24 protein-coding genes are annotated in these 21,488 nt (G+C 62.9%); 6 read left to right on the forward strand and 18 right to left on the reverse strand.

Annotated features, from left to right (window positions below):
* Positions 1-6: 6 nt before the first annotated feature.
* Complete coding sequence (locus tag OKB81_RS01265; RefSeq protein ID WP_270665188.1) at positions 7-447, reverse strand: GNAT family N-acetyltransferase; 441 nt, start codon at positions 445-447, stop codon at positions 7-9.
* Positions 448-629: 182 nt separating this feature from the next.
* Between OKB81_RS01265 and OKB81_RS01270 the strand changes: the two genes are divergently transcribed.
* Positions 630-1,130: an SRPBCC family protein gene (locus OKB81_RS01270; protein WP_010673967.1), complete on the forward strand. Its 501-nt coding sequence runs from the start codon at positions 630-632 to the stop codon at positions 1,128-1,130.
* Between the two features lie 72 nt (positions 1,131-1,202).
* Here the strand turns inward: OKB81_RS01270 and OKB81_RS01275 are convergent, their stop codons facing one another.
* Both OKB81_RS01275 and OKB81_RS01280 read right to left on the reverse strand, forming a co-directional pair.
* Positions 1,203-1,709 carry a GNAT family N-acetyltransferase gene (locus OKB81_RS01275; RefSeq protein ID WP_052815855.1) on the reverse strand — a complete coding sequence of 169 codons (507 nt, stop codon included), beginning with the start codon at positions 1,707-1,709 and terminating at the stop codon, positions 1,203-1,205.
* A 151-nt stretch (positions 1,710-1,860) separates the two neighbouring features.
* A complete protein-coding gene (locus OKB81_RS01280) occupies positions 1,861-3,051 on the reverse strand; it encodes a GNAT family N-acetyltransferase (protein ID WP_113979094.1) in 1,191 nt (396 codons plus the stop codon).
* A gap of 260 nt (positions 3,052-3,311) precedes the next feature.
* On the opposite strand from OKB81_RS01280, the gene OKB81_RS01285 reads away from it, so the two are divergent.
* Genes OKB81_RS01285 through OKB81_RS01295 form a run of 3 tightly spaced genes read left to right on the forward strand, consistent with a single transcriptional unit; the run spans position 3,312 to position 5,757 of the window.
* A complete protein-coding gene (locus OKB81_RS01285) occupies positions 3,312-4,130 on the forward strand; it encodes a DUF3100 domain-containing protein (protein WP_010673963.1) in 819 nt (272 codons plus the stop codon).
* Complete coding sequence (locus tag OKB81_RS01290) at positions 4,127-4,576, forward strand: hypothetical protein (protein WP_042016367.1); 450 nt, start codon at positions 4,127-4,129, stop codon at positions 4,574-4,576. Before OKB81_RS01285 ends, OKB81_RS01290 begins: the two co-directional genes overlap by 4 nt.
* Positions 4,576-5,757 carry a M20 metallopeptidase family protein gene (locus OKB81_RS01295; RefSeq protein ID WP_160838260.1) on the forward strand — a complete coding sequence of 394 codons (1,182 nt, stop codon included), beginning with the start codon at positions 4,576-4,578 and terminating at the stop codon, positions 5,755-5,757. Before OKB81_RS01290 ends, OKB81_RS01295 begins: the two co-directional genes overlap by 1 nt.
* A 327-nt stretch (positions 5,758-6,084) precedes the next feature.
* On the opposite strand, the gene OKB81_RS01300 is transcribed toward OKB81_RS01295, so the two are convergent.
* From OKB81_RS01300 to OKB81_RS01315, 4 genes are all read right to left on the reverse strand, one after another.
* Entirely contained in the window at positions 6,085-7,044 is a 960-nt protein-coding gene (locus OKB81_RS01300; protein WP_104455544.1) for a LysR substrate-binding domain-containing protein, read from the reverse strand.
* On the reverse strand, positions 7,044-7,682 hold the full coding sequence (pdxH, locus tag OKB81_RS01305) for a pyridoxamine 5'-phosphate oxidase (RefSeq protein WP_039039893.1): 639 nt from the start codon (positions 7,680-7,682) through the stop codon (positions 7,044-7,046). The genes OKB81_RS01300 and pdxH overlap by 1 nt, the downstream gene beginning before the upstream one ends.
* 157 nt (positions 7,683-7,839) lie before the next feature.
* Positions 7,840-8,163: a hypothetical protein gene (locus tag OKB81_RS01310; protein ID WP_043154507.1), complete on the reverse strand. Its 324-nt coding sequence runs from the start codon at positions 8,161-8,163 to the stop codon at positions 7,840-7,842.
* Positions 8,160-10,127 (reverse strand): reprolysin-like metallopeptidase, encoded by a 1,968-nt coding sequence (locus OKB81_RS01315; protein WP_104452538.1) that lies wholly within the window; start codon positions 10,125-10,127, stop codon positions 8,160-8,162. The genes OKB81_RS01310 and OKB81_RS01315 overlap by 4 nt, the downstream gene beginning before the upstream one ends.
* Before the next feature lie 211 nt (positions 10,128-10,338).
* Here OKB81_RS01315 and OKB81_RS01320 point away from each other — a divergent pair, with 211 nt between their 5' ends.
* Positions 10,339-11,550 (forward strand): RsmB/NOP family class I SAM-dependent RNA methyltransferase, encoded by a 1,212-nt coding sequence (locus OKB81_RS01320; RefSeq protein WP_010673956.1) that lies wholly within the window; start codon positions 10,339-10,341, stop codon positions 11,548-11,550.
* 67 nt (positions 11,551-11,617) lie between these two features.
* Here OKB81_RS01320 and OKB81_RS01325 read toward each other — a convergent pair whose 3' ends face one another.
* Positions 11,618-11,962, reverse strand: coding sequence for a Grx4 family monothiol glutaredoxin (locus OKB81_RS01325; protein ID WP_270664384.1), 345 nt, complete (start codon positions 11,960-11,962; stop codon positions 11,618-11,620).
* 287 nt (positions 11,963-12,249) lie between these two features.
* On the opposite strand from OKB81_RS01325, the gene sodB reads away from it, so the two are divergent.
* Positions 12,250-12,834, forward strand: coding sequence for a superoxide dismutase [Fe] (sodB, locus tag OKB81_RS01330; RefSeq protein ID WP_010673954.1), 585 nt, complete (start codon positions 12,250-12,252; stop codon positions 12,832-12,834).
* A 328-nt stretch (positions 12,835-13,162) separates the two neighbouring features.
* On the opposite strand, the gene OKB81_RS01335 is transcribed toward sodB, so the two are convergent.
* The 10 genes from OKB81_RS01335 to ccmA form a co-directional block, all read right to left on the reverse strand.
* A complete protein-coding gene (locus OKB81_RS01335) occupies positions 13,163-13,975 on the reverse strand; it encodes an MlaA family lipoprotein (RefSeq protein WP_160838258.1) in 813 nt (270 codons plus the stop codon).
* A 78-nt stretch (positions 13,976-14,053) separates the two neighbouring features.
* Positions 14,054-15,316, reverse strand: a complete 1,263-nt coding sequence (gene ccmI / locus OKB81_RS01340; RefSeq protein WP_160838256.1) for a c-type cytochrome biogenesis protein CcmI — start codon at positions 15,314-15,316, stop codon at positions 14,054-14,056.
* Positions 15,313-15,795 (reverse strand): cytochrome c-type biogenesis protein, encoded by a 483-nt coding sequence (locus OKB81_RS01345; RefSeq protein WP_010673951.1) that lies wholly within the window; start codon positions 15,793-15,795, stop codon positions 15,313-15,315. Before OKB81_RS01345 ends, ccmI begins: the two co-directional genes overlap by 4 nt.
* A gap of 10 nt (positions 15,796-15,805) precedes the next feature.
* Positions 15,806-16,336, reverse strand: a complete 531-nt coding sequence (locus OKB81_RS01350) for a DsbE family thiol:disulfide interchange protein (RefSeq protein ID WP_103243522.1) — start codon at positions 16,334-16,336, stop codon at positions 15,806-15,808.
* On the reverse strand, positions 16,333-18,288 hold the full coding sequence (locus tag OKB81_RS01355) for a heme lyase CcmF/NrfE family subunit (protein ID WP_109112098.1): 1,956 nt from the start codon (positions 18,286-18,288) through the stop codon (positions 16,333-16,335). The genes OKB81_RS01350 and OKB81_RS01355 overlap by 4 nt, the downstream gene beginning before the upstream one ends.
* Positions 18,289-18,367: 79 nt before the next feature.
* Complete coding sequence (ccmE, locus tag OKB81_RS01360) at positions 18,368-18,859, reverse strand: cytochrome c maturation protein CcmE (protein WP_052815847.1); 492 nt, start codon at positions 18,857-18,859, stop codon at positions 18,368-18,370.
* A complete protein-coding gene (ccmD, locus tag OKB81_RS01365; RefSeq protein ID WP_039039901.1) occupies positions 18,856-19,062 on the reverse strand; it encodes a heme exporter protein CcmD in 207 nt (68 codons plus the stop codon). Before ccmD ends, ccmE begins: the two co-directional genes overlap by 4 nt.
* Before the next feature lie 2 nt (positions 19,063-19,064).
* A complete protein-coding gene (locus tag OKB81_RS01370; protein ID WP_010673946.1) occupies positions 19,065-19,805 on the reverse strand; it encodes a heme ABC transporter permease in 741 nt (246 codons plus the stop codon).
* Between the two features lie 166 nt (positions 19,806-19,971).
* Positions 19,972-20,640, reverse strand: coding sequence for a heme exporter protein CcmB (gene ccmB, locus OKB81_RS01375; protein WP_010673945.1), 669 nt, complete (start codon positions 20,638-20,640; stop codon positions 19,972-19,974).
* Between the two features lie 3 nt (positions 20,641-20,643).
* On the reverse strand, positions 20,644-21,279 hold the full coding sequence (gene ccmA, locus OKB81_RS01380; RefSeq protein WP_119196866.1) for a cytochrome c biogenesis heme-transporting ATPase CcmA: 636 nt from the start codon (positions 21,277-21,279) through the stop codon (positions 20,644-20,646).
* Positions 21,280-21,488 lie beyond the last annotated feature (209 nt).

Consider the following 21,488-nt stretch of genomic DNA (forward strand, 5'->3'; position numbering starts at 1 on the left):
AGCGGCTTATTCCCCTGCGGCATCGGGCGTCAACACCAGCCTGCGCCAGGGGCCCGTGATGTCGCAATGACCCGTCTCTTCGGTGTTCTCCCAGCCCAGGCGATGATAGAAAGCCATCGCCGTGGTGTTGCGCATGGCCACCTTGAGGGAGGCCGGGGAGGGGTATCCGGCCAAGCCGGCGGCAAGCAAGGCCCGCCCCATGCCCTGCCCGTGCCAGTCCGCCACCACGTAGAGATGATGCACGAAGATCTCGGCCCCCCAGATGGAGACGAATCCGCACGGGCTGCCCCCTTTCTCCGCCACCCAGATCTCCTCGCCCCGGGTCTGCTCGGCAAAATCCTCGAGCCGGAACAGGGCGGGATCAACCCAATGGAAGGCCTGGCGCCTTCCCTTGAGGAAGAGCTGCGCCAGCATGGGCTCGTCAGCTTCCGTCATCATTCTGATCATGACACCATCCTTGCGTTGCGTGCTTGTCGCTTCCCACTCTCGATGGATCCCGCCGTGCTGTCAAATCGGCAATGTGGACCCTCTTGAATACGTAACCGTGTGACACAGGGCTGCCTATTTTATCGCCTCAGGGGCTATACTGCCGAGGTCCCGTCCATGACTGGTTTGAGGTTCACTGATTTATGGATAACAAGCAAATTGAAGGCAGTATTCTGGTACCCGCCCACATTGACGATGTCTGGCGGGCCTGGACCACGGAGAGCGGGCTGCGCAGTTTTCTGGCGCCGGAGTGCCTCATGGTCCCGGAACCCAACGGACCGTTCGAGATCTATTTCAGACCCGATGCTCCCCTCGGCGAGCGTGGCAGCGAAGGGTGCCGGGTGATGGCGGTCATGCCCCATGATCTGCTCAGCTTCAGCTGGAATTTCCCTCCCCAGTTTCCCCACATTCGTCAGCAGAAGACCCAGGTCAGCCTGCGCTTCGTGCCGGAGGGCCAGGGCACCCGGCTCCACTTCCTGCAGACCGGCTGGGCGCAGGATCCGGATTGGGACCAGGGTTATGCCTACTTCCGGGAGGAGTGGCTGGAACTGAGTCTGCCAAGGCTTCAGTACCGTTTCACCCACGGTCCCATCGACTGGAACAACCCGCCGGGCAAGCAGCAGCTGAAATCCCTGGCCCAGTGACGTCCATTCAAGCGATGGACATGGCACGAAAAAGGACCCGCTCAGGGTCCTTTTTCGTGGATAGGCAGGCGGTCACTCCACCGGCTCTTCATCGAACAGGGGGTGATAGAGCACCTCGCCCCTTACCCCGTCGAGCCCGCCGGGTTGCAACTCCATCGCCATGAAACACTCCGTCGACACCTCGTAGATGCAGTGCAGGCCGAAGTCGCTGGCAGGCCGAAAGCCGAAACGGGCGTAGTAGGCAGGATCCCCGAGCACCACCACCGCCTTCCAGTCCATCTCCAGTGCCGTGTCCAGCCCTTCCCGCACCAGATCCGAGCCAATGCCCTGCCCCTGCCAGTCGGGATGCACGGCCACGGGTGCCAGTCCCAGCCAGGGCCCTTCCTGTCCCTCAATGGTGATCGGGCTCAGCATCAGGTGCCCCATGAACTCGTACTCTTCCTCCTCGACCATGGTGACCACGGCGGCCCCACATTCTCGCAGGCGGTTGACCAGTTCGGCCTCGTCGGGACGACCAAAGGCGGCACTCACCAGCTCATAGACTGGCAGCATGTCGCCGGGACGCTCGGTTCTCAACATACAGCGTTACTCCTCGTACAGCAGGGCGGCCATTATTCCACAGAAGTGGGGCGCCACTTCACTGCCTTTGTCTGAAAATGGGAGGACGGACTCAGGAAAACGCCTGACAAACCCGCACCAGGCTTCGCGATGACCGCCCTTGCGCAAGCCATCAGCGTCCGTCGTCAGGCTGTCGCAATCGCCGCAGATAGGCGAGGCCCAGATCCCCGCACTCCTTGAGGAGGGCGCCACCCCCATGGGCCTGCACCCCGGGCGCCTCTGGCGCCAGCATGGCCTGGGGATAGCGCCGCACCGTCAGCCCGCTGAGTGTCTGCTCGTCCTTTGTCACCTCCCCCACCATGAAGAGCGCCACCCCCTCACCGTGCAGTATGGCCACGACCACCTCCTCGTCATCCAGCCAGGGGGCCAGCACCTCTTTGCGTGCATCCGTCAGGCGCGCCGGGCGATCCAGCCGCCAGTGATCGAGCACGAGGGCGCCATCGGCCGGATCTGGCCGACGCCCGTCATGGTGCATGCCAGTCTTTTCCATCACCCGGCCTGAGGCGAGGTTGCCCGGCATGTGGCGGGCGGTGAGGGCAGGCAGGTGCCACTGCTCGAAGGCAAACGCCCTGACCAGGCTCGCGGCCCGGGTGGCCAGCCCCCTGTTCTGCCAGGGCACGCCGACCCACCATGCCAGCTCCCCGTGCCAGTGCAGGGAGAGGGTGCCGACCAGGGGAGCGGGCTCGTCTTCACGCCCCTGGGGCAGAGTCAGGGCCCAGGTGCATCCCAGCCCGAGAGCAGCCTTGCGCCCGCTCAGGGCAAGCCAGTCCCGCGCCGCCTCCGGCGAATAGGGGTGGGGGACGTTGAGGGTATAGCGGGCGAGCGCCGCATCCGAACAATAACGCAGGATGGCGCTCTCATCGCCGGGCAGCAGGGGGCGCAGCACCAGCGCGTCCTGCCCGCCAGGCTCGCGCAGCACCGGGGTCATCAGGCGGCGGGCAAGCAGGCGTTGCAGGGCAACCCCGAGGTCGTCATCGGCACCGAGGCGGTGATCCGCCCCCGCGGGCCCCAGGGTGAGCAGGCCGCTCTCTCTGGCCAGGGTCAGCAGGGAGCCGGAGGCAGCGATCAGGATCTGCCGGTCCGGCTGTGTCGCCATCAGCGGGGAGGCGGCCTCCCCCAGCCAGGCGGCAAGCAGGTCGCGGGCAAGGAGAATGCCATCTGGCGGGCTGACCGACCAGGGTGCCATCTCCCTCGCCTCCCCTTTGCCAAGCAGCAGCCACCAGCGGTTTCCCTGGTGCTGCCAGGCCTGCAACGCCGCTTGCCAGGAGGGGCGCCAGAGCGCCCCCTCGATCAACAGATCCATTCCTTCCCCCACATCCGCCCCCCGTATCAGGCACCGGGTGCCCGGGCGGCACCACACTCCTGTCTGAGGCAGCATAAGCCGCTGCCAATGAGTTGTTAAACCATATGTTTACCATGGTTAAAGGCATACCCCATGAAAAAATGCCATATGGCTGACTTGATGGCGGTCACATTCCTTCCCCTCTTCGCTTCCTATCATGCCCCCATCATGGCGCGACCAAAGACGCCCATGAAGGACAACGGATAACAAGAGAACACACTATGCAGCCAACCAGCCCACTCAAAACGGTAGTAGTCAGTACCCTGGCGACCGCCCTGCTGATCTTCGTGGCCCAATCCCTCATCGGGAAGCAGGAGATCAGACTCGGCATCGCCATCATCCCCATCCTGCCCATGCTCTTTGCCGTCATCATCGGCATGATCGTCTCCGCCAAGCCCGTCAAGGATCGCATTCCCGGCTGGAAGAGGCTCTTCACCGAGCGAGAAGAGGGCTTCTGCGGCAAGATGGTGGGTTTCAGCCTGCTGATCCTCGGGACCCAGTATGCGGGGATGATCATCCCCAACCTCAAGATGATCCTGAGCGTCGGCGTACCGCTCTTCCTGCAAGAGATAGGCAACCTCCTGCCCATCCTCATCGCCATTCCACTGGCGGTGAAATTCGGCTTTGGCCGCCGCGCCATCGGGGCCTGCTCCTCCATCAGCCGTGAACCCTCGGTCGCGGTGATCCAGGGCAAGTTCGGCACCGGCTCCCAGGAGTACATCGGCGTGCTCGCCATCTACCTGTGCGGCTCCGTCATCGGCACCCTCTGGTTCAGCGTGCTTGGCAGCATTGCCCCCCTCACGGGGCTGCATCCCCTGGCCCTGGCCGCCGGTTCCGGCGTGGGATCCGGCTCCATGCTGAGCGCCGCCTCCGGTGCCCTCATCAACGGCCTCGACGAGGCGATGGCCCAGCAGGTGCTCAGCATCGCCGCCGCCTCGAATCTGCTCTCGTCGGCCCTGGGGGCGCTCTCCCTCACCTATCTGGGTCTGCCGCTCGCTGAAAAAATCTATGCCCTGACCGCCAAAGGAGAGAAAGCATGAAAAGCATCGTGATGGATATGCGCTTCGTCTTCCTGGCGATCCTGCTGGCCATGTTCACCCAGACCCTGACCTCGGGCCTGCCGCTGTGGCAGATGGGGGACAGCTTCGTCGCCATGTCCCTGGTGGTGTTCGCCTCCCTGGTGACCAAGCGCTATCTGCCCTCCTCCCTGCCGGCCTTTGCCTATGCCACCATCATCGGCATTCTCATCTGCCTGCCGGAGACGCCGGTGCGCGGCCTCTTCATCGATGCCGTGGCCAAGATCTCCTTCCTCTCCTGCTGCGTGCCGCTCCTGGCCTTCGCCGGCCTCTCGGTGGGCGGTCAGCTGGAGGAGCTCAAGAAGATGTCGTGGAAAGTGATCCTCATCTTCATGATCGTCTCCACCTGCTGCTTCTTTGGCGCCTCCCTGGTTGCCCAGCTCGGTTTCTCCATTCAAGGGATCATCTGATGAACCACTACCATATCGAACCTGACCTGTTGGCCCTGCGCGACTTCAGCTACGAAGTGCGCCACCACCTGCACCGCATCCCGGAATACTCCGGGGCCGAGTTCAAGACCTCTGCCTACTGCCGTGGGTTGATGGAAGAGTTCGGCTACAGGATCACCCTGTATCCCGGCTTCACCGGTTTTCACGGGGATCTGGCGGTCGACCCTGCCCTGCCCACCATTGCCTTTCGTGCCGACATGGATGGCCTGGAGATGCACGACATGAGCGAGGTGGCGTTCAAATCCACCCATGAGGGGATGGCCCACAACTGCGGCCACGACTCCCACATGGCGATCGCTCTGACCGCCGCCAGGTTTCTGGCCGCCAACCGCGATCGCCTGCGATACAACGTCCGCTTCATCTTCCAGATGGCGGAAGAGGACATGCGCGTCCCCGGTGCCGAAAAGATGGTGGAGCTTGGTTGCATGAAGGGGGTGGACGAGGTCTATGCCCTGCACAACGACGGCGCCATGGAGACGGGCACCATCAAGTTCAACCAGGGGGTCATGTCCTCCTGGGGGTCTGCCTGGACGCTCGATGTGCACGGCATCTCCGCCCACGGCTCCACCCCCCACAAGGGGCTGGATGCCATCCGGGAGGCGGTGCGGATCATCGAGGATATGGACTACATCGTCGCCAAGCGCACCAGCCCGTTCAGCCCGGCGGTCTTTGGTTGCGGCATGATCAACGGCGGCACCATTCCCAACGCCATCGCCGATCATGTGCAGGCCCGTGGCACCATCCGCGCCATGGACGCCGAAACCGACCAGATCCTGAAAAACAGCTTCAGGGACATCATCGCCCAGAGCGAGCTGCGCGGCTTCAAGACCACCATGGTCCATGCCGGCTACCCGGCAGTGGAGAACCACCCCCAGGCCTGCGAGCGCCTGCAACAAGCCGTCTCGGAGGTGTTGTCCAGCGACGGGATCAACGCAAAGGGCCAGCCCATGACCGGCAGCGAGGACTTCAGCTACATGATCAACGCCACGCCAAGCCGCATGGGGGCCATGTTCTTCCTCGGCAGCGGCAATCAGGCCAAGGGGATCTGCAACTACCTGCACGCGAACCCCTATTACCTGGACGACGACTGCCTGCTGGTGGGAGCCCAGATCTTCGTCAATCTGGCGACCAGGGTCGACTGACGGGCCAGGGGGATCTGCCACTACCAGCACCACGTCAATCCCCTACTACCCGGATGATGACTGCCTGCTGATCGGTGCCCAGACCTTCGTCAATCTGGCGACCCGACCCCCTAAGCAGCAAGGGGACTGCCGCACCCCGAGGCCATGCTGGATGATGGCGAACTGCGGCTCGGCACCCGGAGCGCCGTCAATATGGTGACCACGATAGCCGGGAGAGAGGGATCACCGGGAAAAGGCAGCGCAGGACACCACTTATCACAAAAAAGAGAGGCCATTTGCCTCTCTTTTTTGCCTCTATGCAGCACATCTGACTCCCCCTGACGGCCTTCAGAGCCAGGGCAGGGTCGCAGACGGGGCGGGCGTTCCCTGGTTGAGCAGCGCCAGCTGCACCGTCTCCCGGCTCACATGGGGGGCATAGAGGTGGATGAAGTCGTACATGTAGTCCCGCAGGTGGGCGTGCCTGCGCAGGCACACATGGGCCACGCTCGAGGCGATCAGATGATCGATGTTGAGGCAGACCAGGCTCTCCCTGTCCCCTTCGTCGAACGCCGAGGTGGCGATCACCCCGACTCCCATCCCCAGGCGCACATAGTGCTTGATGATGTCGCTGTCGGTGGCCGTCAGCACGATGCGGGGGCTGAGGCCATGGCGTCCGAACGCCTTGTCCATCTTGGAGCGGCCGGTGAAACCGAACACATAGGTGATGAGGGGATACCGGGCCAGATCCGCCATGGCCAGCGGCTGGCAGTCCAGCAGCGGATGGCCGTGGGGTACCACCACGCTGCGCCCCCAGCGATAGCAGGGCACGGTCGCCAGCTCGTCGAACAGGTGCATGGACTCGGTGGCGATGGCCATCTCCACATCCCCGTTTTGCGCCATCTGCGCCAGTTGGGCAGGGGCTCCCTGATGCAGCTGGATGCTCACCTCGGGGTAGCGGCGGGAGAATTCGGTAATGACCGCCGGCAGCTTGTAGCGGGTCATGGTGTGGGTGGTGGCGATGCGCAGCACCCCGCTGGTGGCCAGCTGATCCCCGAGGGAAAGCTGACCAATCTGCTCCACCTGGGCCACCACTCCCCTGGCCAGCTCCATCACCTGCTCCCCCATGGGGGTCAGGCCCGCCAGGTTCTTGCCCTTGCGGGTAAACAGCGCCAGCCCCAGCTCCTCTTCCAGCATCTTCATCTGCTTGCTGAGGGTCGGCTGGGAGGTATAGAGCTTCTCCGCCGTCGCCGAGATGTTGAAGTTGTTCTTCACTATCTCGGTGAAGTTCTTGAGCCGGGCGATGTTCATCAGGGCGCCAGGCGCTCGATGTGCCAGCCGTCCCCCTCGCGGGTGTAATAGAAGCGATCGTGCAGACGATGCTCCCCGCCCTGCCAGAACTCGACGGTGTCGATGCGCACCCGGAAACCACCCCAGAAGCTCGGCAGCGGCACCTCGCCATTGGCAAACTTCTGCTTGAGTTCGAGGAACTTGGCCTCCAGCACGCCACGGGCCGAGATGCGGGTCGACTGTTTGGAGACCCAGGCGGCGATCTGGCTATCCTTGGGACGGCTGTGGAAATACTTCATCACCTCGAAGGTGCTCATCTTCTCCACCCGACCGGTCACGTGTACCTGTCTGTCCAGGGTGTGCCAGGGGAAGAGCAGGCTGATACGGGGGTTGCCCTCCAGCTGATGCGCCTTGCGGCTGCCCATGTTGGTGTAGAACACCATGCCTTCGGCATCGTAGTGCTTGAGCAGCACGGTGCGCTGCCAGGGCTGACCATCAGCATCCACGGTGCCCACCACCATGGCGGTGGGATCGGTCAGTTTGGCCTCGCACGCCTGGGCCAGCCACTTCTCGAACAGGGTGAGGGGCTCGGCCGGCAGATCGGCCCGGTGCAGTCCACCCCTGGTGTATTCGCGACGCAGATCAGCCACATCCATCATCTTGATTTTCCTTCTCTCTTTCTCTGCCGCCCGTGCGGCGATGGGTGCAGGCATTGTGCGACGAGCGCGCCATGGGTACAAGCCTCGGGGCGGCCAAATGGCGGAGCAAAAAGAGAGGGAGGCTCATGCCTCCCTCTTTATGCCGATGACCGTCAGCCTACTGCTTGCCGTCAATCGGCGGGCAATGGGCCAGCATGCGCCGGTTGTAGTCCGCCGCATAGGCGCTCAGCCTAGCATGGGCCTCCTTCTGATCCGGCTTGATGACATCCCCGAATCCGTCGAGATAGCGCACGCCGCAGCGGGCCTTGGCCGCCGCCTGCTGATCCGCCGCGATCCCGGGCGCCACCTCGCCGCGCCCGGCCCGCACGATCAGCCGGTAATCCTGCCTGGCGAGGCTGGCGCTGACCGCCTGCTCCAGGGTGTCTGCATCGGCCTGACAACCGCCGAGCAGGGTGAGCAGCAGCACCCCGGCCAGTCTCATGCCCGCCTCCGCTGCCAGCCCAGCAACGCTAGGGCCAGGGTCCAGAAGCCGAGGGCACCGCCGCCACCGCTTCCCCCCTCTTCACCGCGCTGGGTGACCGAGAGCTTGAGGGGACTGATGGCGAAGAAGATGTTGTCGCTGCACGCCACCTTCAAACGGGCAGTGCCATCCTGGCCCGCCGGGATGGTGACGCTCGCCGAGCCCGAGTTGGGTTTGCCGCTGGCAAGGGAAGTCCAGTTTGCCCCCTCGTCCCGGGTCATGAAGAGATCCACCTTGCTGCAGTTGATGGGGGCGGCATTGGTGCCGGCCACTTCCCAACTGATGGTCTGCGTCTTGCCCGCCCCCAGGGGGGTCACCACCGGGCTGGTCAGGGCAAAGGCCTTGCCGGTGTTGACCACCTGGATCTTCATGTCATCGCTGGCGACACCGCCCTTGCCGTCCCGCGCCGTGAGGCGGAAGTTCAGGTCCCGGTTGGTGGCAGGCCAGGCCTCCCCTATTGCCAGGGTGTTGGTGAGCAGGGAGGTGAGACTCGGCAGGGTGCGCTCCGGCACGCTGGTCGGCGCCACGAAACGGAACAGCGGACGGCTGCCGTCGTCCACCATGGTGGCCGGGCTGCTCGACTCCGTCCCCAGATCGATCTGCTCCCAGGTGTAATTCAGCGGATCGCTGTCAAGATCGGCCCCCGCCCCCTTGAGCACGAAGGGGGTGTTCGCAGGGATGACGTAGTCATTGCCTGCCGCCACCTGGGGCGCATTGTTGACCAGCGCCAACGGGGTGCCGCAATTTGGCTCCGTGGCCATGTGGGCCCGCATCTGCTCGATGGACTTGCTGTGGAAATAGGGCTCGCTGTGGGGCTGCAGATCTTCGTCTCCGCAGATCCCCGCATAGGCCATGATGGAGCTGCCGCTGCCCGGCTCCCAGGCTTGGCTTGCCTCCCGGTTGCCGCCGCCACAACTGCCTGTGGTGCCGTTGAAGGTGTGGTCTGCCCCGAACTGGTGACCGATCTCGTGGGCCACGTAGTCGATGAAGAAGGCATCCCCCACCGGCTCGGGGGAGCCCGTCATCCCCGCCGATTTGTCAGGGGTGCAGAGTACGCCCAGCCCCGCCAGGCCGCCGCCACCGGTGTTGACCACATGGCCGATGTCGAAGGCCCCCAGCCCCTTGGTCAGGGCATCGGCCTGCACCTGCATGTTGGCATCGATATCGCCGTCATCATTGTTGAAGGGATCGTTCGCCACGTCGGTGAAGATGATGGTGTCGTTGCCGCTGGCCAGCTGGAATTCGGCCGCCACATCACGCTGGTAGACCTCGTTGACCCGGTTGAGCAGGGTGGTGATGGCGCCAAGACCCGCCTCCACGGTACCGCCGTGATACTGGGTATACTCCCCCGCCGCCGAGATGGCGATGACATAGCGCTTGCGCTCGTTGCCATCCACCAGCACCTGACGGGCCAGCTTTTTGGCCTCGCCCCCGATCACCTTGTCCGCCTCTTCTTCCAGCCGGCTGTGGGCATCCTGCTGGTAATAGACGGCATAGCCTTCCCCATTGCGAAGGGGATCGACGAACACCATCTTCCCTTCATGGCTGAACATGGCGTGGAATCCCTGGGGACCGAGATCGAAGCGCCCGGTCTCGCCAGGCGCAGCTTCGTTGTGCCCCTTGAAGGCCAGGATATCGGGATATTTGGCGGCTAGATCCGCCGGCAGCAGATCATAGGGTTGCAGGCTGAAGGTCACCTCCTTGCCATCCGGCAGAGGCAAGGTCAGGCGGCGCTCGCCCCCCTTCAGGGCAGCCAGGTAATCGGTAGAGACGGTGACGATGCGATACTGGCTGGCCCTCACCTCGTACCCATCGGCGGCGGTGGCCCGCGCCGTGACCGTATGCCACTCGCCGGCCATCAGGTTGCCGGACGTCATCAGACCCGCCACCAGCACCGCCAGCGGAGAATATTTCATCAACTGCATCTTTTTAATTCCTTTTTAAACGGATTCACCTGAACTGCCACGGCATCATTTGCCCGCTGGTCCGATTAGTCCAGCAACATCCTCTGTACATTCCCCGAATGGGGAAGGTTGCACCAATGCAGACTAGCCCCTATCATGGCGCGGATTTGTCCGTTCCAGAACCCCTCTTCGACGGGGCCGGTTCACTCTTTCTTTGGCCAAGGTTAATCTCATGCTCAAGTCCCCACTGTTGCCCCGTTTCGGGGATCTGGTCGTTGCCATCGTTGACGATGTGCTGGGTCAGGGTCTTACCCTCGACCGCGCCTATGCACGTCACTTCTCCGGCATCGAACTCAAACCGCAAGAACAGGCAAGGATTGCCCTGGTCACCGGCGATCTGCTGCGCCGCCTCAGCCTCTACTGCTTCCTCACCGGCATCCAGGTCCGTCAGGCGGAGAAGAATGTCTGGCCGCTGCTGCACAGCTGGCACGCCTTCCACAAGATAGATCAGCCCAACCACCCGACCCTGGATCGCTTCAACGAGGAGGCGTTCCGCCGCCGCCTGACCGAGGCCAAGAAGAACCCCGTGCTGATGGACGGCTGCCCTGCCTGGCTGGAAAAACTCGGCAGCGAGCAACTGGGCGACGCCTGGCCGGCCGAGCGTGCCGCCCTGGCCTGGATGCCCAAGCGTTACCTGCGGGTCAACACCCTCAAGTGCACCCGGGACGAGCTGCAAGCCATGCTGGCCAAAGAGCATGTCACCACAGTGCCCGTCGACGGAGTGGAGACCGCCCTGCAAGTGACCTCGGACGCCGCCCTGTTCCGTACCCAGGCCTTTGCCGACGGCTGCTTCGAGCAGCAGGATGCCGGCTCCCAGCTGGTGGCCGCGGCCCTCGACGTCAAGCCCGGCATGCGGGTCATCGACGCCTGTGCCGGTGCCGGCGGCAAGACCCTGCACCTGGCCGCCATGATGCAGGGCAAGGGCCGTCTGCTGGCCATGGACGTGGAAGAGTGGAAACTGGAGAACCTCAAGCAGCGCGCCCGCCGCGCCGGTGCCCACAACGTGGAGACCCGGGTCATCACCAGCAGCAAGACCGTCAAGCGCCTTAAAGAAAGCGCCGATCGCGTGCTGCTGGACGTCCCCTGCTCCGGCCTTGGCGTGCTCAAGCGCAACCCGGATGCCAAGTGGCGCGACACCGCCGAGCGCCTGCCGGTGCTGGTCGCCCTGCAAGAGGAGATCCTGCAGCGCTACAGCCAGATGGTGAAGGTGGGCGGCCTGCTGGTCTACGCCACCTGCTCCATCCTGCCCGAGGAGAACCGCCAGCAGGTGGACAAGTTCCTCGCCGCCAACGAGCACTTCCGCCTGATCGGCGATCACAACGTCAGCCCGGCCGAGACCGGCTTCGACGGCTTCTACATGGCGCGCCTCGAACGCATCGCCTGATGTCTGTCGTGGGCACAAAGAAAAGGGGAGCCAGTGGCTCCCCTTTTTGCATGGTATGGATGCGGCCTTATTCGGCGGCAGCGTCATCCTGCTTGTGCTTGGCGGCAGTTTCCTTGATCAGGGTCTGCAGCTCGCCGGCCTGGAACATCTCGATCATGATGTCGCAACCACCGACCAGCTCGCCCTCGACCCACAGTTGCGGGAAGGTGGGCCAGTTGGCGAATTTCGGCAGCTCGGCGCGGATGTCCGGGTTCTGCAGGATGTCGACATAGGCGAAAGGCTCGCTGCAGGACATCAGGGCCTGGGAGGCCTGGGCAGAGAAACCGCAGCTGGGCAGCTTGGGGGATCCCTTCATGTAGAGGATGATGGGATTCTCAGCCAACTGCTGTTTGATCTTTTCAATAGTTTCCATAAATGCCTCACTGGAGCGATTTCGGAGACCATTCTACTGCAATCCGGGCAGACCACAAACTGGCAAACCGTTGCGAATGAAAGAAGTCATGCATCAATACGCCGCAGCTTGATCCGGATCATGGCAAGAATCAAGGGTTGTTCGCCCATCTTTGATACTGCTACAATCGACGGGCTTTGGGCCGTCTGGCCCCCTCATTTCAAGAACAATTCTTTTCAAGATAGAAAAGAGTACGCAATGTCTTGCAACCGTCGCCTTCGCACGGACCAGCCAATGGAGAGTAGAAAATGGCTTTCGAACTTCCCGCTCTGCCCTATGCAATCAATGCTCTGGAACCGCACATCTCCCAGGAAACTCTGGAATACCACCATGGCAAGCACCACAACACCTACGTGGTCAACCTGAACAACCTGGTGCCGGGTACCGAGTTTGAAGGCAAGTCTCTGGAAGAGATCATCAAGACCTCCACTGGTGGCGTCTTCAACAACGCTGCCCAGATCTGGAACCACACCTTCTACTGGCACTGCCTCTCCCCGAACGGCGGTGGCGAACCCACTGGCGCCCTGGCCGATGCCATCACCAAGGCCTTCGGCTCCTTCGCCGAGTTCAAGGATGCGTTCACCAAGTCTGCCATCGGCAACTTCGGCTCCAGCTGGACCTGGCTGGTGAAAAAGGCTGACGGCTCCCTGGCCATCGTCAACACCTCCAACGCCGGTTGCCCGCTGACCGAAGCCGGTACCACCCCGCTGCTGACCGTCGACCTGTGGGAACACGCCTACTACATCGATTTCCGCAACCTGCGTCCGAAGTACATGGAAACCTTCTGGGCCCTGGTCAACTGGGAATTCGTGGCCAAGAACCTGGCTGCCTGATAAGCCTTTCTTGCCAAAACGCCCCGCACTTGCGGGCAATGCTGTTCAGATAAGCACATTTTTGACTAATTATTCATAAATGCGACTTGAGTTGGGGGAGCAAGGCTGTTTCCAGTCGATGTTCCTTCAGCCTTTATCCAGCGTGGCTTGCAATAGAAAGAGGGAGGCATCATGCCTCCCTCATTTTTTAGCCCTGATACTACGTGGACTGGAACTCAAATTCTCTTAAGTGAACAGCATTGCGCACTTGCGGGGCGTTTTTTTATGGTCGAATACCTGCCATCGACAACAAAGGCGCCCGCAGGCGCCTTGTGGAAGATGACCGTGCTTACTGGTCTATCTCGTCCATGTAATCGTCGAGGTTGCCATCATCCGCCGCCTCTGGTTTCTGCTCCTGGAGCTCGGGTTTGCGGCCCGTCACCTTGCCATCGTTGTACTGCAAGTAGAAGTCCTTGGTCAGGGCGTAAGGATCCAGCGCGTTGTCGATGATGCGCTCCTGATCGATCAGCTTGGAGCGTGTACCGAGGCCATCCAGCGCCCAGTGCACTACCTTCAGCGGGAAGGTCAGCAGGGCATAGGGGAAGTAGATGGTATCAATGGTATCCCCTACCAGTTGCCGGGTGGTGGTGGGACCGTAGACCGGCACCATCAGATAGGCGCCATCCCCGATGTCGGCCTTGCCGAGCACGGTGTCCATCTCCAGCGTGTTGCGAGCCAGGCCCGCATGCTTGGCCACATCGAACAGACCGAGCAGGCCCACAGTGGTGTTGAGGGTGAAGCGGCCCAGGTTGGTACCGGCCCCTTTCAGATCACCCACCAGCAGGTGGTTTACCATGCTGCTCGGCTCGTCGAAGTTGTCCACGAAATTCTCGATGCTGTCCCTCACCCCTTGCGGGACATAGCGGGCATAGCCGTGTACCACGGGGCGCGCCACATAGGGCTCCAGCACGTCATAGTTGACGGCCCACATGGCACGGTTGGGCCCCTGGAAGGGGTCGCGAGGATCGCTGGCCGTGCTGGATGCCCCGGGGCGGCTCGGGGTCTCGCCGAGATCCAGGCTCTCCGGGCCCGGCTTGGGAGGCCCGCCCGCACAGCCCGCGAGCAGCAATGCCACCGCCAATGCTCCTGAACACAGATACATATGAAAGTCCTAAGATTTTTTTGGGTATTGATATGAATTATACAGGGGGCCCACCCCAAGGGGTGGGCCAAAAGCGTATTAGAGGGCGTGATCGATGCGGATGTCAATCGGCGCTGTGGGGATGGTGCTGGTCGGCACGGTGACCGAAACTCCTTCAAAGGCGCCTTCCTTGTTCATGACGTTGCCGCCCCGGGAGAGGCGCGCCTTGAACTGCAGCTCGGCATGGGCCGCCAGCTTGCTCCCCTCCATCATGGCATCCCCGTCCCCCAGGGAGAGGGTGAGCGGGAGATGCGGGCCTGCAATGCGCTTGACCGCGATGGGCATGGGCGGACCGTTGGGGATCACCGCAAAAACGAACAGATGGGCATCTTCCGGCATCTTTATACCCGGCGCCAGGGTGATGTGCAGGGGGAACTCCCCCTCTTTCACCGCCAGCACCCCGGCTTGTGCCTGGCCTTCGGCAGACGGGGTGGTCACGGCGATGCCACGCTGGCCAAGCTGCTGCCTGGCGTACTCCATGGAGCGCTCCACCATGGTGTAGCGGGCCGAGCCCGGCTCCAGCAGCGGCAACATCCCCTGCCAGCGGTCGAGGGCGGTCTGGAAATCCTCTTTTTGCAGGGCCATGAAGGCGTGGACGGAGCGAGCCTCGATGTTGGCCGGGTCCTCGGCAATGACCGCCTGCAACAGTTGATCCGCACGGGCTTCCTCCCCCGTCATCATCAGGGCCTGGGCATAGGGCACCGCCACCATGGCCTTCTGGGGCGCGAGGGCGTAGGCACGCTCCAGCGCCTCGCGGGCCATCTCGGGATCATTGCCATCCAGGGTCAGGCGCCCCAGCAGCAGCCAGCCACGGTAGTCGTTCGGTTCTTCTTTCAGCCGGGTTCGCAGGGCCAGGGTGAAGTCCAGCAGATCCTGCTCGGTCACCCGGGCATCACGCTCCACCAGGATGCGATTGCTGAGCTCCCTCAACCGGCTGCTGGCATCCTGCCAGCGGCTCACCTCCTGCCAGGCGCCGAGCTTGGCGTAGAGGCCGATGCTCACCACCGCCAGCACCAGCACACCGGGGATCCAGATCAGGCTCTTGCCGCCACGGGCGGTCTGCTCCACGTCGGGAATGTCGTCCAGGAGGCTGCGCTGCAGCTCCACCAGGGATTCCGGCTCCTCCGCCAGTATCCCCTGCTCCCGCTCCTCCCCTATCTCCAGCAGGCGCTGGCGATAGAGCTGCTTGTTGAGGGCCGAGCGACTGATGCTCTGCCTGCCCTCGCCGCGCCAGAGCGGCACGATCAGCGCCAGGCTCGCCAGCACCAGCAGGGCCGCACCCAGTATCCAGAATGGGGTCATGGTTTATCTTCCTCTTTGAGCAGGGCGGACAGCCTGGCCTGCTCTTCTGCACTCAGGGTGCCTTCAGGCTGTTGCAAGGGAGCAGGGGCATGGCGGCGGCTTCGCACCACCACGGTGACGACGCCAATCACGATGACCAGCAAGGGGCCAAGCCAGAGGATCAGGGTCGAGGCCATCAGGGGGGGATCATAGAGAATGAAGTTGCCGTAGCGGGCCACCATGTAGTCCACCACTTCCTGCTTCTCCTTGCCCTCGCGCACCATCTGGTAGGTCTTGTCCCGCAGATCCTTGGCGAGCCCGGCGTTGGAGTCCGCGATGTCCTGGTTCTGGCACTTGGGGCAGCGCAGCTCCTTAGTCAGCTCGCGAAAGGTCTGCTCCTGGGCGTCGCTCTCGAAGGTGTAGACATCGATGGCGGCGCGGGCCTGTCCGGCACAGACGAGACCGGCCAGCAGCAACAGGGATGCAATCAGTGTTTTCATCGGGGAGGCCTCACTTCATGGCATCAAAGATGGGTTTGAGGGTACTGGCCCAGACGTCTGGGTTGATGTCCCCCACGTGGCGATAGCGGATGATGCCCTGGCTGTCGATGAAGAAGGTCTCGGGCGCGCCATAGACACCGAGATCCAGCCCCAGCATGCCGTCCGGATCGTAGAGGTTGACCTGGTAGGGATTGCCAAGCTCCGCCAGCCACTTGATGGCCTTGTCACGCTCGTCCTTGTAGTTCATGCCGACGATGTAGATCCCCTGCCCCGCCAGCTCCTTGAGGTAGGTGTGTTCCCCGTAACAGGTCGGGCACCAGGTGGCCCAGACGTTGAGCAGCATGGGGCGCCCCTTGAGGATACTCCTGTCGTGCTGCTTGCCCAGGTCATAGATGTCCTGCAGGGTAAACACGGGCACCTCCTTGTCCACCATCACGGATTCGAGCTTGGTGGGATCGGAGTAGAGCCCCTTGAACAGAAACACGGCCCCCATCAGGAAGATGATGAAGGGCAGCAGATAGAGCCAGGTCTTCTTGTTCATGCCTTGGCCTCCTCGTCACGACGTCCGAAGCGGTAGCGCTTGTCCAGCATGGCCAGCACGCCGCCGAGGGCCATGAAGACGCCGCCGAACCAGATCCAGCGCACGAAGGGCTTGTAGTAGATCCGTACCGCCCAGGCGCCGTTGTCGAGCTGCTCGCCGAGCGCCGCATAGAGATCCCGGGTAACCCCCGCATCGATGGCCGCCTCGGTCATCGGCATGCGGCTCACGGTGTACATCCGCTTCTCGGGTTTGAGCAGGGCTACCTGCTTGCCATCCCGGTGCACTTCCAGCACGCCCTTGAAACCGTCGTAGTTGGGGCCGTTCTTCTCCTTGATGCCGGTGAAGACGAACTCGTAATCGGCGAACTGGACGCGATCGCCGGCCTGCATCCGCAGGTCCTTCTCGATGCTGTAGTTCTGGGTGCAGGCGATGCCGATGATGCTGACCGCGAGCCCCACGTGCCCCAGGATCATGGCCCAGTGGCTGTTGCCAAGCTTGCGCACGCCGGTGGCAAAACCGTGTTTGTGGGTGGCCCGCGCCCAGGTCTCCTGCACACTGGTGACGATGATCCAGACGCCAAGGCCGATACCGAGCGCAGCCCAGGGTTTGAACGCCTCGGCAAAGAGTTTGGGCAACAGCAGAGCCGCGGCCAGGCTCAGCACCAGGGCGAGCATCACCTTGCCCTTGAGCTCACCGAGATCCTGGCGGCGCCAGCGGAACAGGGGGCCCACCCCCAGCAGCAGGGCGAAGGGGATGATGAGCCAGCTGTAGATGTGGTTGAAGAAGGGGGTGCCGATGGAGATGCTGCCAAGCCCCAGCTCCTTGTGCACCAGGGGCAACAGGGTGCCGAGCAGCACGGTGAGCAGGCCCGCCACCAGCAGGATGTTGTTGCCAAGGAGCAGGGTCTCGCGGCTCCACAGCTCATGCTTGCCGTGGCTCTTCACCTGGGAGCCCTTGAAGGCGAACAGCAGCAGGGAGCTGCCTATCACCGCCAGCAGGAAGCCCAGGATGAACAGACCCCGGGTCGGGTCCGAGGCAAACGCATGGACCGACACCAGCACGCCGGAACGCACCAGGAAGGTGCCGAGCAGGCTCAGGGAGAAGGCCGAGAGCGCCAGCAGCACGGTCCAGGCCTTGAAGGTGGCGCGCTTCTCGCTCACCGCGAGGGAGTGGAGCAGGGCCGTGCCCGCCAGCCAGGGCATGAAGGAGGCGTTTTCCACCGGGTCCCAGAACCACCAGCCGCCCCAGCCGAGTTCGTAATAGGCCCACCAGGAACCGAGCACGATGCCCAGCGTCAGGAAGACCCAAGCCGCCATGGTCCAGGGACGGGACCAGCGCGCCCAGGTGGCGTCCAGACGCCCCGTCATCAGGGAGGCGATGGCGAAGGCGAAGGCCACCGAGAAGCCCACGTAGCCCATGTAGAGCATGGGGGGGTGGAAGATGAGACCGGGATCCTGCAGCAGCGGATTGAGATCCCGCCCGTCCACCGGGAAATACGGCAGGGTGCGGGTGAAAGGATCCGAGGTGAACAGCACAAAAGCGGTGAAGCCCACCGAGATAAGGCCGAGCACCCCGAGTACCCGCGCCACCGCATCGAGCGGCAGGCGACGGCTGAAGAGGGCTACCGCCGCCGTCCAGCCCCCCAGGGTCAGCACCCAGAGCAGCAGCGAGCCTTCATGGGCTCCCCACACCGCCGAGATGCGGTATTGCAGGGGCAGCAGGCTGTTGGAGTTGGTGGCCACGTACTGCACGGTGAAGTCGTTGTCGATAAAGGCCCAGGTGAGGCAGATAAACGACAGCAGCAGCAGCAGGAACTGGCTGTAGGCGAGCGGGCGGGCCGCCGACATCATGCCAAGACGACCGAGATGGGCCCCGATCAGCGGGTAACTGCCCAGCAGCAGGGCGGTGGCGAAGGCCAGGATCAGTGAGAACTGCCCTAATTCCGGGATCATTGACTATTCCCTCTCGATTGCACGGAGAAACCTGCCGATTTGGCGGTATAAAGAAGTGAATTCTTGGCGCATACCGGCATCATTGCTTGGCTCCCTGCAACTGTGCCTCTGTGTATTCGGGCTTGAAGTGCATGCCGTTGGTGGCGTCGGCCACTTCCGGCGGCATGTAGTTCTCGTCGTGCTTGGCCAGCACCTCGAAGGCGGCGACCGTGGTGGCATCCTTGAGGGTGCCCTGGGCGACGATCCCCTGCCCTTCCCGGAAGAGATCCGGCAGGATGCCGTCAAACTCCACCGTCACCAGATGGCCGCCGTTGTCCACCAGCTTGAAGGCTACCTTGAGGCTCTGGGGATCCCGCACCACAGACCCCGGCACCACCAGGCCACCGATGCGCAGGCGCTGCCCCTCCTCGGGCTTGATCTTCTCCGGCCCCTTCCCTTCCACCAGCTCGCTCGGGGTGTAGAAGAGGTCGATGTTCTGGCTCAGGGCATAGAGCACCAGGCCAGTCACGCTGACAAGGCCCAGGCTGATGGCCAGGATGATGGTGAGGCGTTTCTTGCGGCGCGGGTTCATAGGGTGTTCTCCATCTGCTGGGCCGCCTTGCGGCGTGCCTCCCGAGCCTGCTTGTTGCGCAGTTCGCCGAGCAGGCTGCGGGTCTTCAATCGGGTGGAAATGACGATGCCGACCAGGCAGAGCAGGGTCAGACCGAAGGAGAGCCAGACGTAGAAGGCATAGCCTCCCATGGCCATGAAATCACTGAACGAGGCAAAGTGCATGCTTACTTCTCCTGCCTGGCGATGTCGGCGACCCAGGGGCGGTGCCACTCCCGCATCAGCAGCTCATTGCGAAAACGCATCAGGGTCAGGGCACCGAGAAACGCGGCGAACGCCAGGATCATGATGAGCAGCGGCCACAGCATCTCGGGGGAGATGGAGGGTTTGTCAAACTTGGTGATGGTGGCCCCCTGGTGCAGGGTGTTCCACCACTCCACCGAGTAGTGGATGATGGGCAGGTTGATCACCCCGACCAGCGCCAGGATGCCGGCGGCGCGGCCCGCCACCACCTTGTCGCTGAAGGCGTTGTAGAGGGCGATGACACCCAGATAGAGGAACAGCAGGATGAGCTCGGAGGTGAGCCGGGCATCCCACACCCACCAGGTGCCCCACATGGGTTTGCCCCAGGCGGCGCCGGTAAAGAGGGCAATGAAGGTGAAGACGGCCCCCACCGGGGCGATGGCCGCCACCGTCATGTCTGCCATGCGCAGTTGCCACACCAGGCCAATGAAGGCGGCCACCGCCATGGTGGAGTAGGCGCCCATGGAGAGGATGGCGGAAGGCACATGGATATAGATGATCCTGAAAGAGTCGCCCTGCTGGTAATCGGCGGGTGCAAAAGCCAGCCCCCAGACGGTGCCGATGATGAAGGCAAGCAGGCTTGTCACGGCAAACCAGGGCAGCAGGGTGCCGGCCAGCCCATAGGCGCGCTCGGGTTTGGCATAAGGGTGCAACCATTTCCACATAGCTCACGAAACCTTTCAGTTATTAATTTTTAAGTGGCGAGGGCTACCATACCCATGGGGGAAAAACATCATATCCCCCGAAAGCAATAAGCAGCCATCCCCTTGATCTATCTCAACTATCTCGCCCCTAACAAGGCTTCAAACGAAAATCTTTTCACCAAATCAATCAGTTGACACTCACCCGCAGCGCCGCCGAGATAGCCAGGGGCGTCAGGGTCAATGCCCCCACCAGCATGGCCCCCAGGATGGCGAGCTGGCCGGCATAGGGCAGTCCCATGCTCGCCGCGTCGATGGCGGACGTGGCGAAGATAAGCACCGGAATATAGAGCGGCAGCAGCAACAGGCTGAGCAGCACGCCCCCCTTGCGCAGCCCTGCGGTCAGCGCTACTCCGACCGCCCCGAGCAGGCTCAGCACCGGCGTACCGAGCGCCAGGGTGGCCACCACGGCCAGATAGGTCTTCAGCTCCAGGGAGAGCAGGATGGCGAGCAAGGGGGAGACCAGCAACAGCGGCAGACCGGTCAGCAACCAGTGAGCGATCACTTTGGCCAGGGCCAGCAACCCCAGGGGATGGGGCATCAGCATCATCTGCTCCAGGGCGCCGTCGCTGAAGTCGTCACGAAACAGCCGCTCCAGGGAGAGCATGGCCGCCAGCAGGGCCGCCACCCAGATGATGCCGGGAGCGATGCGGGCCAGCAACTGGGGCTCGGGCCCGATCCCCAATGGAAACAGGGTGATGACGATGAGGAAGAACCAGAGCGGGTTGAAGATGTCGGCGCGCTGGCGCAGGGCCATCAGCAACTCGCGGTGAATAAGGTGTATGACGGCGCGCAGCATGGGCTACTCCTGCAACAGCGAGGTCAGAGAGAGGGTCTTGAGCCGTCCCTGCATCAGGGTCAGATCCTGGTGGGTCGTAAGGACCACCATGCCCCCCCTGTCCGCGTGGGCGAGGAACAACTGCTCCAGCACCCTGACCCCCTGCTTGTCGATGGCGGTGAAGGGCTCGTCCAGGATCCAGAGCGCCGGTCGCTCGCTCAGCCACAACCTGGCCAGCGCCACCCGTCGCTGCTGCCCGGCGGAGAGCTGCCCCGCGGGATAGTCTTCGAAACCGGCGAGACCGACCTGGGCCAGCACCCGCCAGAGATCCACGCCGTCCCCGGCAGGGCCATGAAGCTTCTGGTAGAAGGAGAGATTCTCAAGGGGGGTCAGGATCGCCTTGACGCCGGGCTGATGGCCCAGGTAAAGCAGGCTGGCGTGGTATTCATCCCGGCAATGGCGGATATTCTCCCCATTCCAGCACACCTCGCCAGCAAAGGGCTGGGAGAGGCCGGTGAGCAGGCGCAACAGGCTGGTCTTGCCCACCCCGTTGGGACCCTCAATCTGCATCAAATCCCCGGCACGCACCGCGAAGGAGAGATGTTCAAACAGGGTGCGATCTTCACGCACGCAGCTCAGATTGTTCGCTTGAAGCAGCATGGGGATGTAATCGTTGAAAATGAGGCGGCCTGCATCTTAACACAGGATCCGGAGGCGTCTTTTCAAAGATGCCAATAATCAACAGGATTTGTGGGGAAGATCGCGCCTCCACCAAAGAGATTGATGCCAAAGGGCGCTGTTTCCCAAATCAACCATCAAGCCACAACTGCCCCAGCCCCAAGTGACCGTTACACTCGGGGCTTTCTGAC

The organism is Aeromonas sp. QDB56, assembly GCF_027705505.1.
GTDB classification, from domain to species: Bacteria; Pseudomonadota; Gammaproteobacteria; order Enterobacterales; family Aeromonadaceae; genus Aeromonas; species Aeromonas caviae.

Bases quoted from the DNA above. Each gene is read 5' to 3' on its own strand.
- OKB81_RS01280 (WP_113979094.1), bottom strand. From the start codon at position 3,051: ATGGATCTGTTGATCGAGGGGGCGCTCTGGCGCCCCTCCTGGCAAGCG.
- OKB81_RS01275 (WP_052815855.1), bottom strand. From the start codon at position 1,709: ATGTTGAGAACCGAGCGTCCCGGCGACATGCTGCCAGTCTATGAGCTG.
- OKB81_RS01265 (WP_270665188.1), bottom strand. From the start codon at position 447: ATGATCAGAATGATGACGGAAGCTGACGAGCCCATGCTGGCGCAGCTC.
- OKB81_RS01310 (WP_043154507.1), bottom strand. From the start codon at position 8,163: ATGAGACTGGCCGGGGTGCTGCTGCTCACCCTGCTCGGCGGTTGTCAG.
- ccmA (WP_119196866.1), bottom strand. From the start codon at position 21,279: ATGCTGCTTCAAGCGAACAATCTGAGCTGCGTGCGTGAAGATCGCACC.
- OKB81_RS01270 (WP_010673967.1), top strand. From the start codon at position 630: ATGGATAACAAGCAAATTGAAGGCAGTATTCTGGTACCCGCCCACATT.
- OKB81_RS01295 (WP_160838260.1), top strand. From the start codon at position 4,576: ATGAACCACTACCATATCGAACCTGACCTGTTGGCCCTGCGCGACTTC.
- ccmE (WP_052815847.1), bottom strand. From the start codon at position 18,859: ATGAACCCGCGCCGCAAGAAACGCCTCACCATCATCCTGGCCATCAGC.
- OKB81_RS01335 (WP_160838258.1), bottom strand. From the start codon at position 13,975: ATGTATCTGTGTTCAGGAGCATTGGCGGTGGCATTGCTGCTCGCGGGC.
- pdxH (WP_039039893.1), bottom strand. From the start codon at position 7,682: ATGATGGATGTGGCTGATCTGCGTCGCGAATACACCAGGGGTGGACTG.
- OKB81_RS01290 (WP_042016367.1), top strand. From the start codon at position 4,127: ATGAAAAGCATCGTGATGGATATGCGCTTCGTCTTCCTGGCGATCCTG.
- sodB (WP_010673954.1), top strand. From the start codon at position 12,250: ATGGCTTTCGAACTTCCCGCTCTGCCCTATGCAATCAATGCTCTGGAA.
- ccmB (WP_010673945.1), bottom strand. From the start codon at position 20,640: ATGCTGCGCGCCGTCATACACCTTATTCACCGCGAGTTGCTGATGGCC.
- ccmD (WP_039039901.1), bottom strand. From the start codon at position 19,062: ATGCACTTTGCCTCGTTCAGTGATTTCATGGCCATGGGAGGCTATGCC.
- OKB81_RS01285 (WP_010673963.1), top strand. From the start codon at position 3,312: ATGCAGCCAACCAGCCCACTCAAAACGGTAGTAGTCAGTACCCTGGCG.
- OKB81_RS01320 (WP_010673956.1), top strand. From the start codon at position 10,339: ATGCTCAAGTCCCCACTGTTGCCCCGTTTCGGGGATCTGGTCGTTGCC.
- OKB81_RS01315 (WP_104452538.1), bottom strand. From the start codon at position 10,127: ATGCAGTTGATGAAATATTCTCCGCTGGCGGTGCTGGTGGCGGGTCTG.
- ccmI (WP_160838256.1), bottom strand. From the start codon at position 15,316: ATGACCCCATTCTGGATACTGGGTGCGGCCCTGCTGGTGCTGGCGAGC.
- OKB81_RS01370 (WP_010673946.1), bottom strand. From the start codon at position 19,805: ATGTGGAAATGGTTGCACCCTTATGCCAAACCCGAGCGCGCCTATGGG.
- OKB81_RS01325 (WP_270664384.1), bottom strand. From the start codon at position 11,962: ATGGAAACTATTGAAAAGATCAAACAGCAGTTGGCTGAGAATCCCATC.
- OKB81_RS01350 (WP_103243522.1), bottom strand. From the start codon at position 16,336: ATGAACAAGAAGACCTGGCTCTATCTGCTGCCCTTCATCATCTTCCTG.
- OKB81_RS01355 (WP_109112098.1), bottom strand. From the start codon at position 18,288: ATGATCCCGGAATTAGGGCAGTTCTCACTGATCCTGGCCTTCGCCACC.
- OKB81_RS01300 (WP_104455544.1), bottom strand. From the start codon at position 7,044: ATGAACATCGCCCGGCTCAAGAACTTCACCGAGATAGTGAAGAACAAC.
- OKB81_RS01345 (WP_010673951.1), bottom strand. From the start codon at position 15,795: ATGAAAACACTGATTGCATCCCTGTTGCTGCTGGCCGGTCTCGTCTGT.